Here is a 16,342-nt window from a genome sequence, read left to right on the forward strand (position 1 = left end):
TATTAATATTAAAAAGAATCCTAGCTAATCCTTTTTATTGAAATTCGAAAAGAATTAAAGCCAAACCATGCAGTTTTTAATTAGTGTAAAAACAACACAAACAAAAATAAATTATGGAAGAAGACTTAAAACCCAGATTCATCGAGTCATTACAAAGAAACAATGACCAGATAAGAGAAGACCGTGCCCGAATTATCGGAGAAGATGCAGAGCTGATTTACAGGCGGAGAGTAGAAGATATCGAACTGAAAATCAAAAGACTGGAAAGAGAACAGGAAGGCTTGATCGACATCAGTCCTTTAGACAAAAACAGTTTGACATTCGCTGATTTTCAGCCGGAAGCATTCGTTCAGAGAGACATAGAATTATCATTAATCATCAGAAATTTAAATATTCAATTAGAATTAACAAGAACAAGATTCGAATATTTATTTGGCAAAAAATTTTAAGTTATGGGAAGTACAAGATACGACATGGATGCTCGTTTCGACAGAGCAAAGAAAGCAGGATATGCATCAAAATCTGCAAGTGAGATTTTCACGCAGAATGCAAAAAGAAAAGCACATGAATCTATGAATCCACATGGTGTTTCTTTCAGAGAATCAAGAGACTCTGCGGTTCATCCGAATTCAGTTCCGATTATTTTAGGGCTTGATGTGACGGGAAGTATGGGACATATTCCTTACGATTTGATTAAAGAAGGTCTTCCAAAATTGATGGGCGGAATTATCCAAGGCGGAGTTCCTGATCCGGCACTTTTATTCTTAGGAATCGGAGATCATGAATGTGACGGTTATCCTTTGCAAGTTGGGCAATTCGAATCGGGAGATGAAGAGCTTGATATGTGGTTAACAAGAACTTACATTGAGTCTGGAGGTGGAGGAAATGCAGGAGAAAGTTATTTATTGGCTTGGTATTTTGCGGCTTTTCACACAAGAACGGATGCTTTTGAAAAGAGAAATCAAAAAGGATTATTGTTCACTGTTGGTGATGAACCTTGTCTGAAAACACTTCCTGCTTCTGCAATCCGAGAATTGATGGGAACGGGTCAACAGACTTTCAAACATACGGAACTGTTGGCTGAAGCTCAAAAGAAATATGAAGTTTTTCACATCAGCGTTTTACATTCCGGACAGGCGGTAGATGCAGATAAAGGCTGGAAAGATCTGTTGGGGCAAAACTGTTTGTCTATTGAAGATTACAGAGATGTTCCAAAGGTGATTAAAGAAGTTGTTTGCAGTAAATTTAAAGATAGTTTTACGAAAACAACAGAGAATTTAGGGTTAGATAATATTCAAATGTATTAAGAAATGAAAACAGCACAAATAATTATAGGCTTAGGATTTGGGGACGAAGGCAAAGGCATTACCACCGATTTTCTGGCTCAGCAAAATCCTGAGTCTGTAGTTATTCGGTTTTCAGGAGGTCAACAGGCGGCGCATACGGTGATGATTGATGAGAAAAAACACATTCATTCCAGCTTTGCGAGTGGTGCGCTGCGTGGTTTGCCTTCGTATTTTACAGAACATTGCACGATTCACCCGACGTTTTTATTCAATGAAAGAGAAGAGTTAATTCAGAAAAACGGAAATATAGAATTGTATATTCATCCGTTGGCGAAAGTGACAACACCTTTTGATGTTTTGTACAACAGAAAAAATGTCAAAAACTTAGAACACGGAACCTGCGGAAAAGGGGTTGGTGCAACGATGAAAAGAAATGAAAGTCCGTACAAGTTATTTGCAGTTGATTTAATCGCTCCAAGAACAATGTTGATTGAAAAATTGAAAGGAATCGCCAATTATTATGGTTTTGAAGAAGGAGAAGAAATTGAAAACGCGTTGCAGGATTTTTTGGAAGCTATTGATAAAATACATTGGAAAATAGAAGGTTATGAGTATTTAAAATCATTTAATCATCTTATTTTTGAAGGAAGCCAGGGAATTTTATTGGATATGGATCACGGTGTTTTTCCGAATGTAACTTTTGCAAATACAACTTCTAAAAATGCGTATGAAATCTGTCAGTTATTAAAGATTGAAAATGTTGAAATTTTTTATGTGACAAGATCTTATTCAACCCGTCACGGAAGTGGATGGATGAGTAGTGAAAAATCGCTAAACCTTAAAAATAATCAAGAGGAAACTTGTACTTTTAATGAATTTCAAAAGGATTTGCGTTTCGGTGATCTGGATTATGATTTATTGAATTATGCCTTGAAATTGGATGAAGCTTACGTTGTTGCGCAAAAGAAAAATCTAGTGGTAACTTGTCTTGATCAGTTGGATGAAGCATTTAAAATAGAAAATCTTAAGGTGAAATTTGATCAGGTTTTTGGATCTTATTCGCCTTGTTCCAAGGATTTTAAAAGAATTGATTAAACATTGTGAACTTAGCTAAGTGAAACGCCTTTGCGAACTTAAAAGCAGATAGTAGTAAATAAAGCTTTGTGGACTTTGCGTTAAAAATAATATTAAAAACACAACGATGAAAAAAATATATGTATCTGGAAATGGGAATGTAACATGGGAAAACTTTCATCAATTTTATATTGAACCATTAAAAAAACTAAATCTTTCCGAATACGAATTTATTATAGGAGATTTTTCAGGAACTGATACTTTGATGATGGAATTTTTAAAAGATAAATCTGAAAACGTAACGATTCTTCATGTAGGAATAAGACCAAGATATTTTGCCAATTTGTTTAAAACAAAGGCAGAGAAATGGAAAATAGTAGGTGGTTTTACTTCTGATTATGAAAGAGATCAATTTGGAATTGAACATTGTACACACTTTTTAGCCGCTGATTTTAATACTGATGAAAAAAGAAAAAGTGGAACACTAAAAAACATTGAAAAGTGCCGAAGTTTAAATAAAATTGAAATTTAATCAACATGAAAACAATAACATATTTGAAAGGAGAGGCAACAAATCCGCAGACTGAAGGAAATAAAATTATTAGTCAAAATTTATCATCATAAAGAACTCTTGGTGATCTTCGTTAAGTGAAACGCCTTTGCGAACTTAAAAAATATACATCAAGTTTTAAAAACAAAATCTTTGCGGCCTTTGCGTTAAAAAACAAATTAAAAATATAAAAAAGCACAACCATGAAAACTATAACATTATACAGACCCGTCGGAGAAAAAGAAATGATTTTAATTATCGAAAGCAATTACAAAAAATTTCCTCCAAGACTGGAATGGCAACCAATTTTTTATCCTGTTTTGGATGTGTATTATGCTTCCGAAATTGCAGAAAAATGGAACACGAGAGATGAAGCAGGAAATTATCTTGGTTTTGTTACCCAATTTGAAGTGTTGGAAGAAGAGATCAATAAATATCCTGCCCAAAATGTTGGAGCAAGAGATCACAATGAACTATGGGTTCCTTCGGAAGAAATGGATACTTTTAATCAGGCGATTGTAGGAAATATTAAAGTGACAAAAGTATTTATGGGGAAAGATTTTAAAGAGCCTGCAAATGCTGATGTAGAAAATTTATTATTAAACATAAAAAAACTGACGATGACAAATAAAGGAATGGCAAAAGATACATTGGAAATCCTTGCCAAGAAATTTTATATAAACGAACACAACGAAAAAATAAATATAGAAAATGAACTGGAAACTTCTACGAAGGGAACCATTTTGTTTTCACCGGAAGAACTTTCGGAAATGACAAAAAATGAACTTCCTGAAACTGATTTTCAAACTCAGTTTGAAGTCTGGAGATGCAGTTCTTTAAAAGCAATTTTACAATTAACCGAAGAAGAAAATCAGGAAAAACTCATGTGTCTGAATTTCGCATCGGCAAAAAATCCGGGCGGTGGTTTCATCAATGGTGCCGAAGCTCAGGAAGAAAGTCTCGCAAGAACTTCTGGATTATATGAAAGTTTGCTTCAAGGCTGGGATTATTACAAAATTCATCGCGAAATGGAATCTTGTTTCTACACCGATACGATGATTTATAGTCCGAAAGTTCCGGTTTTCAGAAAAGATAAAGGCGAATTGTTATCGAAGCCAGTTTTGTGTAATTTCATTACCTCTCCGGCGGTGAATGCAGGAGTTGTAAAACGTCAGGAACCGGAAAGAGCTCACGAGATTTTCGGCGCAATGGATGTAAGAACAGATAAAATGCTGGCTTTGGCTTTAAGTCAGGGAAATGAAACCTTGATTTTAGGAGCTTGGGGATGTGGTGTTTTTAAAAATGATCCAAACGAAATTGCAGAATTATTTAAAAAGCATCTTCACGGAAAGTATAAAAATAAATTTAAAAGAGTGGTTTTTGCGATTCTCTCAAAAAAGGAGGAAATGATAAAACCGTTTGAAGGAATATAATGGAAAAAAATAAACTCTTACTCGCTTCAAAATCACTTACAGGAATTTCTGTTGGCGATGCTTTTGGAGAAAGCTTTTTCGGAGAAGAAAATTTGATGAAAAGTTATATTCAAGAGAGAATCGTTCCTGAAAGTTCTTTGGATTTTACTGATGATACGATTATGGCAATTGCTGTTTTCAAATCTTTGGAAAAATTTGGTAAGATCAATCAAGATTTTTTGGCGGAAGAGTTTACAAAAAATTATTATTTAGACATCAATAGAGGATACGGACCTTCAATGCATCAGTATTTTAGAGCAATAAAAGAAGGAGAAAACTGGAATGAAGTTTCTTATTCAAAGTTTGAAGGACAAGGCTCAATGGGAAATGGAGGTGCGATGAGAGCTTCGCTAGTTGGAGCTTATTTTTATGACGATTTGGATCAGCTTAAATTGAATGCAGCACTTTCTTGTGAAGTGACTCATGCCAATAAAGAGGCGATTGAAGGAACAAAAGCAATTGCATTGGCAGCAGCTTTTGCTATTCAGGAAAATTTGAGATTGATAAAACTTAGCCAACAGGATTTTATTCAAAAAATTCAAGATGAACTAGATGATTCTGATATGAAAAGTAAGCTAAACAAAGCTTTATATTTAGATGGAAATCCAAGCATTGAATTATTAGTTAAAACTTTAGGAAACGGAATTAACATGACTGCTCAAGATACCATTCCGATTGTTGTTTGGATGCTTTCGAGATACAGAAATAATTTTGAAGAATGTCTTTGGAATACCGTTTCTGCATTGGGAGACAGAGATACAACCTGTGCAATGGCAGCAGGAATAAGCATTTTATGTTGTGATGGACACTCAGTTCCTGATTGGACTAAAAATGTTGAAAATTGGAAAAACAGCAGATTTTATGAAAATTGAATTAATAAAAGGAGATATCACCAAAATACAAGCAGATGCAATTGTTAATGCTGCCAATTCGTCCTTACTTGGAGGAGGTGGAGTTGATGGAGCGATTCATCGCGCAGGAGGGAAACAGATTTTAGATGAATGTATTGAAATCAGAAACCGACAAGGAAAATGCACAACAGGAGAAGCTGTTGTAACAACAGCCGGAAATATTACTGCGAAATATGTGATTCACACAGTCGGTCCCGTTTGGAATGACAATGAAGAAAAAGACTCAAAACTATTAGCAAATTGCTATAAAAATTCTTTAAAATTGGCTGAAAGCTTAGGGATAAAAACAATTGCTTTTCCAAATATCAGTACAGGAGTGTATAGGTTCCAAAAGAATTGGCTGGAAAAATTGCTGTTGATGAGGTGAAAAATTTCAAATCAGAAGTTATAGAAAAAATTATTTTCGTCTGTTTTGATGACGAAAATGAAGAGATTTATAAGAAATTATTGGAATGAATTTAAATATTCCGAATTTAAATAATCTCGCAGATTAATTCGATTGAGCAGATAAAAAGATTTGCATAATTTGCTAAATCTGCGAGAGATAAAAATTAAACAAATGAAAAAACTAACCATATTAACCGGCGCGGGAATCAGTGCCGAAAGCGGAATAAAAACCTTCAGAGACGGAGATGGTCTTTGGGAAAATCATAGTATAACCGATGTGGCGAGTCCGGAAGGATGGCGAAAAGACAGAGCTTTGGTATTGGAGTTTTACAATCAGAGACGTCGTCAGCTTCATGAAGTTGAGCCAAACGATGCACACAAATTAATCGCAGATTTGGAGAAACATTTTGATGTTCAGATTGTCACACAAAATATTGACGATTTGCACGAAAGAGCAGGTTCTAAAAATATCATTCATCTTCATGGGGAATTGTTCAAATCATGTTCTTGCAATAATAAAAATCTGATTTACGAACAAAAAGATGATATCATTATTGGTGATAAAGCCGATGACGGAGCGCAATTGCGACCTTTCATCGTTTGGTTCGGGGAAGATGTTCCATTAATGAATGAAGCAACTAAAAAAGCAAAGGAAGCAGATATTTTCTTAGTAATCGGGACGTCTTTGCAGGTTTATCCGGCTGCAGGATTGCTTCATGATATTAAAGATGATTGTCTTTTAATTGTCATCAACCCTAATGAAACAGGCTTCGGATACGGACAAAGAGCCGTTGTAATGAAAGAAACCGCAACCAAAGGAATGAAACTATTGTACGATAAATTGTTAAATCTTGCCTAATGGAAAACATTGTAAAAGCAGGAATTTTTGGAGTTTGTATCGGCGATGCTTTAGGTGTCCCGGTTGAGTTCAACAAAAGAGAAACTTTAAAAGTTTTCCCTGTAGAAAATATGCGCGAGTTTGGTTCTTGGAATCAGCCGAAAGGAACTTGGAGCGACGATAGCTCTTTAACGCTTTGTATCGCAGAAGAATTGACAAAAGGTTATGATCTCGAAAAAATTGGACAAAGCTTTGTAAAATGGAATAAATTCGGACATTGGACGGCCCATGGAAGACTGTTCGATATCGGCGGAACAACACGACATTCCATTGCAAGATTAATTAAAGGAGAAAGTGCCAGATTTTCAGGAAATATTTTTGAAGAAGATAATGGAAATGGTTCTTTAATGAGAACGCTTCCCTTAGCTTTTTATCTTAAAGATGAAGAAAATATTGAAAAATTATATCAGGTTGTAAAAGAAGTTTCTTCAATTACTCACGGGCATTTTCGTTCTGTTTTTGCATGTTTTATCTATGTAATTTTTGCGATTGAATTAATAAAAGGAAAAGACAAAAAAGATGCTTATCATCATACGCAAAATGTAGCGTTGAAATTTACAGAAAATCAAGGGTTTAACCCAAAGGAGATTCAACTTTTTGATAGGGTTTTAAAGAATGATATTTCAGAATATGATGAAGATACAATTAGTTCAGGAGGCTACGTTCTTCACAGTTTAGAAGCCTCATTATGGTGTTTTCTAAATTCTGAAAATTATTCAGAAGCTGTTTTAAAAGCAGTCAACTTAGGAGAAGATACCGACACAACCGGAGCGATTACAGGAGGAATTGCAGGGATTTACTATGGTTTTGAAAATATTCCTGAAGAATGGATTGATGTGTTGGTGAGGAAGGAAGATATAGAAAAGCTAAGTGAAAAATTAAATGAGAAATTAAAATGAAGAAAATAATCACATTCTACGTATTGCTTACATTGAAAGATCTGGAGTTTCTTGCTAAAAATAACTTTACAAAACTTCCGTTCAATGAAATTCCTTTTACATTTAATAAGGAAAGCATTGAAAAATTTGCGGAGACTTCAATAGAGTATACCGAAAATATTTTAGTTACAGCAAAGATAGATTGTGATTGGATTCGCTTTTCAGAGTATAAAGATTCTCATCCTGATGAAAATCCGACGGAGTTTGGTGGACTTTCAGAAGTGAAAACGAACACCTTTAATCATTCTTTAATTGATAAAATTAAAATTGAAAATGTTTTCGGAAAAGATCTTCAGAATGCAGATTGTGCCAAAATAAAAATGATTGTAGAGGAAGAATTATATTTTTTCAAACACAGAATGGAGACATTTCTCGAAACTAATTCAAGAGAAATAATCTTAGCTGATCTTTTTAATACAGTAATTGTAAAAGAGCAAGAACCTAAAAAATTTACAGACGAAGAAATAAGAAAACAAATAGAAGATATGGTTAGGGAAGATGAGGTTATTTCAATAAAGATGAAAGAAAAACGAAGGAATCTGAATTCTGTAGAAGAGGCTGTTGATTTTTTAATAAATGAAGATTTAAGCGAAGAAAGTACAAAATCTTTAAAGAATATATCTCTTGCGTCAAGGCTTGGATATTTTGGTGGTGATTCCGCTTTGCACTTCGGATATGGAATGTACCTTAGGAATCTTTTCTTGCATGGAAACAAGAATGAATTATTTTTAAATGATCTTGAAGAATTTATTCGCAATAGTTTTTCAGATAGTGGGGAGTTAGGTGAAGGAATAATTTATGATTTATTATGGAGGAAATTAAATAATTGGGAAACTTTGAAAGAAAATAAGATAAAAATAGAAAAGATTCAGAGAGAAGTGAAAGAAGGTGGTGAATATGATTCTAATTGGTATAATAAAGTAAAGCTTCTGTCATATAATTTTACAGAAGATGAAATCAAAAAATATTTGGAATTAGAAAGAAAAATGGAAAATGAGAATGATAACTTTGAGGAATATTATTACCAACAGAAAGCTCTTTTAGCAAGATTAGATAAAGAAGAAAAAGAGATTTTCGAAAATTTAAAACAAGATTATTTTAACGTTCAAAACATTCTTAATATTTTAGAACACAAACATGAATGAACAACATAAGAAAAAAACAAGCAAATTTCTGAGCTACGTTCTCAGACATCATCCCGAACTCATCAATTTAAATTTAGATGAAAACGGATGGGCAAATGTTGATGAATTAATCACAAAATCAAAGAGAGATTCTTATCAGGGACTTACCTTTGAAGAATTGGATGAAATTGTGGAAACCAACGATAAAAAACGGTTTATTTTTAATGAAGATAAAACCAGAATCAGAGCAAATCAAGGACATTCTATTGATATTAATCTGGCTTTAATTCCACAAAAACCACCTGAATTTTTATATCACGGAACGGCTCAAAGTAATATCGATTCCATTCTGGAAAAAGGAATTGAAAAAAGAAACCGACAACACGTTCATCTGAGTCAGGATAAAGAAACTGCAACCAAAGTTGGAATGCGCCACGGAAAACCAATTATTCTGACCATTAAAACAAAGGAAATGTTTGATGATAAAATAAAATTTTATCTTTCCGAAAATAATGTTTGGCTGACAGATTTTGTAGATACTAAATATATTTCACAATGACAGATCGTGAATTTTTAGATGAGATAGAAAACTTTTCTCTTGATAAAGAAGATTTAAATAAAAAGTTGATGATTTATTAGAAAAGGGACAGGTTAGGTTCCATTAAAACATTTCATTATAGCACACAAAAATTGTAAATTATCAGAAGCAATGGAAATTATCAAATCTTGTCCGAATTATAACAAAAGATTTAAATGAAAAGAACATTAGCAATAGGAGACATTCATGGAGGATTTAAAGCACTGAAACAGGTTTTCGAAAAAGCCAAAGTTACTGAGAATGATAGATTGATTTTCTTGGGAGATTATGTTGATGGCTGGAGTGAATCTTCCCAAATCATTCAATTTTTAATAGAACTTTCAGAAAAACAAGAATGTATTTTCATCAAAGGAAATCATGATGCATGGACGGAAGATTGGCTTTCTTTCGAAAGCGCTCCCGATGTCTGGCTTTTCAACGGGGGACAAAGTACAGTTGACAGTTACTGTGACTATTCTTTGGAAGATATGGAAATTCATCTGGAGTTTTTTCAGAGAATGAAAAATTATTATGTTGATGAAGAAAAGCGTCTGTTTATTCATGCGGGATACTCTTCTATGCACGGTCCTGAACAAGAAGTATATTCCAGCAATTATCGATGGGACAGAACCCTTTGGGAAACTGCTGTTGCAATGGATAAGAAATTAGAAAAAAACTCAGAGCTGTATCCGAAAAGATTGCTTCTATACAAAGAAATTTTCATTGGCCATACGCCGACTTTACATTTGGGAATTAAAGAACCAATCAATAAAGCTAATGTTTGGAATTTAGATACCGGAGCTGCATTCACAGGAGCTTTAACAATCATGAATGTTGATACCAAAGAATTCTGGCAAAGTGATCTGCTTCCTAGTTTATATCCTGATGAAAAAGGTAGAAATAAAGATAACGTAAGGCCCAAATTGCTGAAATTTAAAATTTAACTTAGACTCATGCTCCGTTTCTGGATTTTGTCCGTAAATGTCTGTATTTGCCGTGAATGAAATCACGAGAAATATGGAGGGATTTTATTAGTAAGAAGAATGCATTAAGTAAGATATATAAAAACAAAACCCACGCAATATGCGTGGGTTTTTGTTTTGCTTTTGCAAAAAAAATTATTGTTTAATGATTTTCACAATTAGTTCAGAATTATTTATTCGAACTAAATAAGCTCCCGTGGTTAAAGAAGAAACATTGGTTTGTTTGTTCTCAAATTTCCCTTCTCTTACAAGCTGTCCAGACATATTATAAATCTGATAATAATAATCTTTATCATCTTTTGCATCGATATGCAGAATGTCTCTTACAGGATTAGGATATAAAGCTAATTTATCAGTTTTTACTTTTTCTTCTATCACTTCTTTTGTGAAAGTAGTTCTGGCTTGTCCACCTATATTTGGTGTCACCGGAATACCTGGTAAAGGTCCTCTGGTTGTACCATTGTCTTCCTGTTTTACACATCTGCAATTCATCGCTGCGTAAGGATCTACATCTGTATATTTCACAAGAATTCTGGAGAATCTGTCGAAATTCATATAAGTGCCTCTTCCTGTAAGGTTTTGCTGTAAATTAGCATACCAGATTCCACCTGGAATACCAGCGACATTAGGATCAATTTCACTAGTTAAAGGAGCAGTATATATTACAGACCTTTTACCTCTGATATATCCTTTTGGGTAATTACCGGTATTGTACTGACTATTATTAAATATAAAACCTACCGTTCTTCCATAGGGATTGGTTCCTGATGGAATATGGGAAATGACCGATCCGTAATAACCTATTTCAGAATTACCAACAGGTTGACCTTCACTGCCTGAATAGGCAATATACTCTGGATTATTTTTTAAACTCCAAGGGGAAGATTTTGTAGGGCTTGTTCCAGTCTCAGGTATTCTCCATCCACTTGGACAAGGATCAAACACTGATTTTTTTTTGCCAATACCCCATCTTTCAGCATACAAAGCATGATAATTGGTATCAAATAACCAGTCGGAACCAAGAATAAAGTTTATATCGGAACGTGTTGGATATTTTACATTTGGCATCATAAAATTTAGGGGATTTGCTACAGAATAGCCAAGTATTTTTTCTATTCTTACATCTATTTTATCAGTTGTATTGATGCTGCTTTTGTAAGTGTTATAGTTCACTACATTTCCAGAGCTATAATTAGCTTCTGTCAAAGTGGAATATGTAACAATGCCATTATTGGTACTGCCGGTAAATACATTAAATTTAGTAAGAAGTGGTGCTATATTAGTGAATGTTGGTAAAGGGTCTTTTCTACCCCATTGGTAATGTAATCCTTGCGAATTATTCAATTGAAGTATATCCGCAGCCGATTTAGAATAAGAAGTTGGTGTGGTATCAATAGCACCTAAATTTCTATCCATAATCGTTGTCTTCATGATGGTTCCATATTGAGTATAATTCATATAATTATCAGTTGTAACAGGAGTATCATTTACATGTGTAAAAGAATTAACTGCGGTGTTTGTGACCCAAATATGCCAACTCCAGTATACAGGATTATTAATTGAACCATTATGTAACGTAACTACAGCGTTTCCTGCCTTGTTAGCATTTATCTTTACATTTATATTGGCTTCTTTAGAAGATGTATTATCTATAGTTAATTGGGTTATTAAACCATTATTATCCGTCCAAAGCACATTTGCTTTTAAATCATTAAAACTTGCAGGGTTTAAAATTTGAGTATTCCCTAAATAATTACTTTGTGCAGAAAAGGCTTTACTTACTGGTATTGAAATTACCTGGTCTGCAGTAGATTTTGTGATCATATAACTGTTAGGGTTATCTAATCCCACTTTATACGTTTCTGTTTCACTGAAGAATTTCGTTTCAAAATCATAGTTGTTTTTTACAAACAAAGGGTCTTTTATACATCTGCAGGCATGTGCATTATTAGTAGGATAATCATCTGCTGGTTTATAACTGTACAAACCATAAACATTAGGATAGTTTGCGGCATCAGGTTGATAATTATTTACAATTTGATCTGCGGACGGAATTAATCTTAACGCACTAGCTATTGATGAAATATTTCCAAAAGTAGTCATTGTTGAAGTCCATAAATAAGTCTCAAGCTGATCTGTGAAAGCTGATTTCGTATGATATCTACCATCTCCACTTTTTCCTCTTCCGATCCAACCGGTTCCCGGAAATATACCAATATTGTTACCACCTACATTAGTCATATCAAAGCCATATTGAGGATATACTTTTATGCCGGCAAGGTATGGTTTTAAGTTAGACAATCCTGGAGGAATATTTGACTGTACTCCATTTAAAGCTGAAAGAGGGCTGCTTACTTTAGGGCCAAAAGGTGTAAAATCCATCCTTACATTTTTTGTTGCTGATGCAACCAAAGCTGAAGGAAGCCTCCACCCGTTTGGACATGGGTCGTAAGAAGATTTATTTCTATAGGGTTGTGGAACTGTAATATCTGTTGCTTGTATTCCGAGGGAATTATCTGACCATAAATTGGCTTTACTTAATTCATTGGTTTGTAATCCTGGAATTTGCCCAAACCAATTGTAATAATATGGAACACCAGAAATGGTACCATAAACAGATGGTATGGTTGTTCCATCATCAGTTACATAAATTAAACTTAATGGATTTTTTACTGATTGTCTAATGTTATCTGTTATATTCGCAGTTGATTTATTTACAAATTTTGTGAAACTATTAAAATTCTTGTAATCATTAAAAGGGCTGTTTGCGAACTCTAGCCTTCCTTTTGCCTCGTCATAAACAATTTTTCCCAGACTCCCGGTTATTTGATAAAAACTGGCGTCATTATTTGTTAATGGAGGGAAAGGATCCTTTCTGCCCCATTGGTACATAAGCCCGCCATTTCTGTTCCAGCCTTCACCAGTAAATGAATTGCCAATAGCCCCAAGATTTCTGTCCATCCAGCCCCATTCAGAATTTGGAATATTTTCTACCGTACCGTTGCTTAATTCTCGTTTCACATCGTCATAACTTTTATATGTGGAACCATTTGTTGGATCATCGGTTACCCAAATATGCCATGACCAATATACCTCACCATTTATTTTATAAGCTATAACGGCGTTTCCTTTTTTTATTTTATCTACAGATACTTTTATTTCTGCATTTTCACCGACTCCTACAATATCCAGGATATAATTTTCTTTAGACTTTATCAGTCCCATATTGTCTTCCCACAATACATCGGCAGTTATTGCTCCTGAAGGGATAGGAGTTCCTTTCATGTAGTTTCCGTTTCTCCACATTTCATAGGCTTTTTTTACAGGTATATATAGCCCGTCTGCATTATTCCCATTTTTGTCTTTACCTGTGAAAACATAACTGTTTGGTGCTTTCGTCCAGTCAACGATATCTGGCTGAGCCCCTGGATTAATTGTTATACAAGCTGCAGTATCAGGATTGACTGTATTACCAAAAATACCGACATAATTAATAAATTTATTAATTTCTGTTTCTATCTCAGCTAAAGGTCTGGAAGTCCCATTCCAGCCAGGAGTAACTTGTCTATTTCTTATAGCTCCAACTCCATATATGGATGCTTTTGAAGTATTGTTCAGGAAGAAGTTTTCAGATCCGGGGCCTCTGTCCTTATTGTATAAAGGGGGATAGCCATAATCATTAACCGTATTATAATTACTCATTGCATTAATAGTAACATAACTTCCATTGGCTTTATATATTCTCAATCCGGTTACTTTACTAATAACGATTACTACAGGTTCTTGATCTGTGATTACATCAGTCAATTTCTCATTGATATAATTGTAAAGATTATAATATCTATTGACTAAAGCATTTGGGTTTTTAAAGTCCAAATATCCTCTGCCTGCTTGTTCACCTCCTTCTTCCGGAGGTAAAGCCCAGTTACTGAAATTAATAAAGAAACCAGCAGCGGAAAATTTACCCGCAAACATGTAAACCGGATCATGGTAAGAGTATTCCCAAGGACTTGTATCACTTCCCTGATAAATATATTTTTGAGAACTTGCTATAGATGCAAGATTATTGGGATTTTCAATATTAATAACCGGTGCGTCGGGATTTGAATTATCTAATGTTCCGTTTGCATTGATTGATAAAGAAATATTATCTAGTTTTTTGCCTAATTGCAAAGATGTTACTCTGTCTTTTACGCTTCCTACAGTTCCGTCTGGATTTAGTACAACTGTTCCAATGGTTTTTGGAGTAAACAAATAAGTATATTCACTTTCATCCAATTGACATTTCCCTGATGTATAATCCGATTGCTTATAATGAGATACCGTTTTTTGCCAAAGAATCGATTGCCAGTTTGAAAGATTTGAATTAGAACTTAATTCAATTTTAACATTTTGTATAGCAACACTAGAAGGAGGTAATTCAAAAGAAGCTGTTAAATTTTGGTTAAATTCATTAGCAGCAATAAATGTTTTGTGCCATACAGGAATCCAACTTCCCAATGCGTCTTTGTACTTAATTGTAACGACTACATGGTCTGAGGTTACGGGCTTTTTAAAATTGCCTTTAATCACAACAGCACCTTTTTGGTTAACTGTTTGGGTAATTTCAATATTCGGGTCTAAATCCACTATATTTTGAGAATAAATAGGGATATACATAAGACCTAAACATAAAAACAGAATTTTTAGAAAAGATTTTTTTTCCATTTCGTTAATGTGTTTTAGAGTTAATTATTTTTGTATGTTTTTAATAGTCTTGACAATTATATCATGCTTATTACTAAAAATAATTTTATACAAATATTAGTTTTTTAGAATAACTTTACAATAAGTAAAAAAAATATGACTACCAAACACACAAATGATAATTTACAAATTTGCCCTTTACAAAGGCTTTTAAAATTGTTTTCTGGAAAATTGAAACCTGAAATTTTTCTTCTTGCCACAAAATCCTCTCTGAGATTTAATACCTTACTTCGTGAAATAAGAGGTGCAAATAAGCAATCATTGGCAATTGCATTAAAAGATTTGACAGAAGCAGATATTCTGGAAAGAGTTGTAATTAAGAATAAACCATTACATATAGAGTATCATCTTACTGAAAAAGGCAAATCAATGATCCCGCTTTTTGAGAAAATGGAAGAGCTCTTATAGAAGGGATATATTGATCAAAGAATATTTAAAATAAATATTCATATTAAACAAAAATACGCTTCAATTTGAAGCGTATTTTTTATTTTTTAGGTAACCCTTTTTTTAATGCGTAATTGGCTCTTTCTACGGCCTTTTTTTCTTTCCAATCCATATATTTCTTTTTGAATTGACCTTTCATGATATTGTCAAAATTTCTCTGAACGGTAAGATTCCACAGAGAATTGGCTTTTACAGCCCAGGATTTATCCCATGCACGAAGTGAAAGAGAGAAGCTGCCATCCAGATATTTCATCCAATGCCACCATCCGGTTGGCATAAATAAAGTATCACCATGTTCAAGAAAACATTCAATTCCTTCCACACCGTCTAAAGCCGGAAATTTTTCAAAATCAGGATTTGAAATATCAAAATCTTCCAAAGCATAGGTTGCGTAAGGCAATTTGTAAAGCCTTTCTTTCCATTTATACTCAAAAAGTAATACATGTTTTCTTCCGTTAAAATGAGTATGGAAAATATGAGCTAGATCGATATCGTAATGTAAAAATGTTACAGAACCTTTTCCACCGAAAAACATGGAAGGATATTTATCTAAAAACCCACCCATCAATTCTGAAGGAGAAATGTAGTCTTCAAGAAGTTTGTTGGCACGTTTGATAGGATCAAAAAAGAAAATTCTTAAATCGGTAGGTTCTCTTTGTATTAAATCGATATAATCTGCAAATTTCATCTCCGTTGTGGGAGTGTTGATGGGCGCGGCAGGATCTGCTTTTGCACTGTCATATAGGGGAACTGTAACGTCTCCTACCACTTCCTTCACATAATCCATCGTCCATTTTTGATAGGCTGGCCATTTTCTGGCCATATTTTTTATCACAACTGGTTTTCTTGGTATCAGATATTTCTCACGAAACTCTTCTTGAGTAATATCGTCAACAATATCTATAGGCTTTAGAATAACCCCCATTTTTTTTAATTTTATGTTACAAAA

15 protein-coding genes are annotated in these 16,342 nt (G+C 33.9%); 13 read left to right on the forward strand and 2 right to left on the reverse strand.

All coding sequences use genetic code 11. From position 1 onward, the window contains the following. The first annotated feature begins 113 nt into the window (after positions 1-113). The 12 genes from FDY99_RS10515 (at position 114) to FDY99_RS10575 (ending at position 10,161) form a co-directional block, all read left to right on the forward strand. Positions 114-449, forward strand: a complete 336-nt coding sequence (locus FDY99_RS10515) for a hypothetical protein (protein ID WP_139421321.1) — start codon at positions 114-116, stop codon at positions 447-449. Between the two features lie 3 nt (positions 450-452). Next, positions 453-1,307: a hypothetical protein gene (locus tag FDY99_RS10520; protein WP_139421323.1), complete on the forward strand. Its 855-nt coding sequence runs from the start codon at positions 453-455 to the stop codon at positions 1,305-1,307. A gap of 3 nt (positions 1,308-1,310) precedes the next feature. Then, on the forward strand, positions 1,311-2,381 hold the full coding sequence (locus FDY99_RS10525) for an adenylosuccinate synthetase (protein WP_139421325.1): 1,071 nt from the start codon (positions 1,311-1,313) through the stop codon (positions 2,379-2,381). A gap of 106 nt (positions 2,382-2,487) precedes the next feature. After that, positions 2,488-2,892 (forward strand): hypothetical protein, encoded by a 405-nt coding sequence (locus tag FDY99_RS10530; protein WP_139421327.1) that lies wholly within the window; start codon positions 2,488-2,490, stop codon positions 2,890-2,892. 221 nt (positions 2,893-3,113) lie between these two features. Next, complete coding sequence (locus FDY99_RS10540; protein ID WP_228448772.1) at positions 3,114-4,343, forward strand: TIGR02452 family protein; 1,230 nt, start codon at positions 3,114-3,116, stop codon at positions 4,341-4,343. Next, entirely contained in the window at positions 4,343-5,254 is a 912-nt protein-coding gene (locus FDY99_RS10545) for an ADP-ribosylglycohydrolase family protein (RefSeq protein WP_139421329.1), read from the forward strand. Before FDY99_RS10540 ends, FDY99_RS10545 begins: the two co-directional genes overlap by 1 nt. Further along, positions 5,244-5,660, forward strand: coding sequence for a macro domain-containing protein (locus FDY99_RS10550; protein WP_317129825.1), 417 nt, complete (start codon positions 5,244-5,246; stop codon positions 5,658-5,660). Before FDY99_RS10545 ends, FDY99_RS10550 begins: the two co-directional genes overlap by 11 nt. 192 nt (positions 5,661-5,852) lie before the next feature. Further along, the gene (locus tag FDY99_RS10555; protein ID WP_139421330.1) at positions 5,853-6,539 is read left to right on the forward strand and encodes an SIR2 family NAD-dependent protein deacylase; all 687 of its coding nucleotides are present in this window, start codon (positions 5,853-5,855) and stop codon (positions 6,537-6,539) included. Further along, positions 6,539-7,477, forward strand: a complete 939-nt coding sequence (locus tag FDY99_RS10560) for an ADP-ribosylglycohydrolase family protein (RefSeq protein WP_139421333.1) — start codon at positions 6,539-6,541, stop codon at positions 7,475-7,477. The genes FDY99_RS10555 and FDY99_RS10560 overlap by 1 nt, the downstream gene beginning before the upstream one ends. Continuing rightward, positions 7,474-8,661 carry a hypothetical protein gene (locus FDY99_RS10565; RefSeq protein ID WP_139421335.1) on the forward strand — a complete coding sequence of 396 codons (1,188 nt, stop codon included), beginning with the start codon at positions 7,474-7,476 and terminating at the stop codon, positions 8,659-8,661. Before FDY99_RS10560 ends, FDY99_RS10565 begins: the two co-directional genes overlap by 4 nt. Further along, positions 8,654-9,199 carry an RNA 2'-phosphotransferase gene (locus FDY99_RS10570; RefSeq protein ID WP_139421337.1) on the forward strand — a complete coding sequence of 182 codons (546 nt, stop codon included), beginning with the start codon at positions 8,654-8,656 and terminating at the stop codon, positions 9,197-9,199. The genes FDY99_RS10565 and FDY99_RS10570 overlap by 8 nt, the downstream gene beginning before the upstream one ends. 194 nt (positions 9,200-9,393) lie before the next feature. Next, positions 9,394-10,161: a metallophosphoesterase family protein gene (locus tag FDY99_RS10575; RefSeq protein WP_139421339.1), complete on the forward strand. Its 768-nt coding sequence runs from the start codon at positions 9,394-9,396 to the stop codon at positions 10,159-10,161. A 174-nt stretch (positions 10,162-10,335) separates the two neighbouring features. On the opposite strand, the gene FDY99_RS10580 is transcribed toward FDY99_RS10575, so the two are convergent. Further along, positions 10,336-14,907: a T9SS type A sorting domain-containing protein gene (locus FDY99_RS10580; RefSeq protein ID WP_139421341.1), complete on the reverse strand. Its 4,572-nt coding sequence runs from the start codon at positions 14,905-14,907 to the stop codon at positions 10,336-10,338. 135 nt (positions 14,908-15,042) lie between these two features. On the opposite strand from FDY99_RS10580, the gene FDY99_RS10585 reads away from it, so the two are divergent. Beyond that, positions 15,043-15,354, forward strand: a complete 312-nt coding sequence (locus FDY99_RS10585) for a winged helix-turn-helix transcriptional regulator (RefSeq protein ID WP_139421343.1) — start codon at positions 15,043-15,045, stop codon at positions 15,352-15,354. 79 nt (positions 15,355-15,433) lie between these two features. On the opposite strand, the gene FDY99_RS10590 is transcribed toward FDY99_RS10585, so the two are convergent. Then, entirely contained in the window at positions 15,434-16,318 is an 885-nt protein-coding gene (locus FDY99_RS10590; RefSeq protein WP_139421345.1) for a cupin-like domain-containing protein, read from the reverse strand. Between the last annotated feature and the right edge of the window lie 24 nt (positions 16,319-16,342).

It is taken from the genome of Chryseobacterium mulctrae, assembly GCF_006175945.1.
Classification (GTDB): Bacteria; Bacteroidota; Bacteroidia; order Flavobacteriales; family Weeksellaceae; genus Chryseobacterium; species Chryseobacterium mulctrae.

Coding starts and splice junctions, on each gene's coding strand:
- FDY99_RS10560 (WP_139421333.1), top strand. CDS start 6,539: ATGGAAAACATTGTAAAAGCAGGAATTTTTGGAGTTTGTATCGGCGAT.
- FDY99_RS10555 (WP_139421330.1), top strand. CDS start 5,853: ATGAAAAAACTAACCATATTAACCGGCGCGGGAATCAGTGCCGAAAGC.
- FDY99_RS10585 (WP_139421343.1), top strand. CDS start 15,043: ATGACTACCAAACACACAAATGATAATTTACAAATTTGCCCTTTACAA.
- FDY99_RS10575 (WP_139421339.1), top strand. CDS start 9,394: ATGAAAAGAACATTAGCAATAGGAGACATTCATGGAGGATTTAAAGCA.
- FDY99_RS10530 (WP_139421327.1), top strand. CDS start 2,488: ATGAAAAAAATATATGTATCTGGAAATGGGAATGTAACATGGGAAAAC.
- FDY99_RS10565 (WP_139421335.1), top strand. CDS start 7,474: ATGAAGAAAATAATCACATTCTACGTATTGCTTACATTGAAAGATCTG.
- FDY99_RS10545 (WP_139421329.1), top strand. CDS start 4,343: ATGGAAAAAAATAAACTCTTACTCGCTTCAAAATCACTTACAGGAATT.
- FDY99_RS10540 (WP_228448772.1), top strand. CDS start 3,114: ATGAAAACTATAACATTATACAGACCCGTCGGAGAAAAAGAAATGATT.
- FDY99_RS10590 (WP_139421345.1), bottom strand. CDS start 16,318: ATGGGGGTTATTCTAAAGCCTATAGATATTGTTGACGATATTACTCAA.
- FDY99_RS10525 (WP_139421325.1), top strand. CDS start 1,311: ATGAAAACAGCACAAATAATTATAGGCTTAGGATTTGGGGACGAAGGC.
- FDY99_RS10515 (WP_139421321.1), top strand. CDS start 114: ATGGAAGAAGACTTAAAACCCAGATTCATCGAGTCATTACAAAGAAAC.
- FDY99_RS10520 (WP_139421323.1), top strand. CDS start 453: ATGGGAAGTACAAGATACGACATGGATGCTCGTTTCGACAGAGCAAAG.
- FDY99_RS10580 (WP_139421341.1), bottom strand. CDS start 14,907: ATGGAAAAAAAATCTTTTCTAAAAATTCTGTTTTTATGTTTAGGTCTT.
- FDY99_RS10570 (WP_139421337.1), top strand. CDS start 8,654: ATGAATGAACAACATAAGAAAAAAACAAGCAAATTTCTGAGCTACGTT.
- FDY99_RS10550 (WP_317129825.1), top strand. CDS start 5,244: ATGAAAATTGAATTAATAAAAGGAGATATCACCAAAATACAAGCAGAT.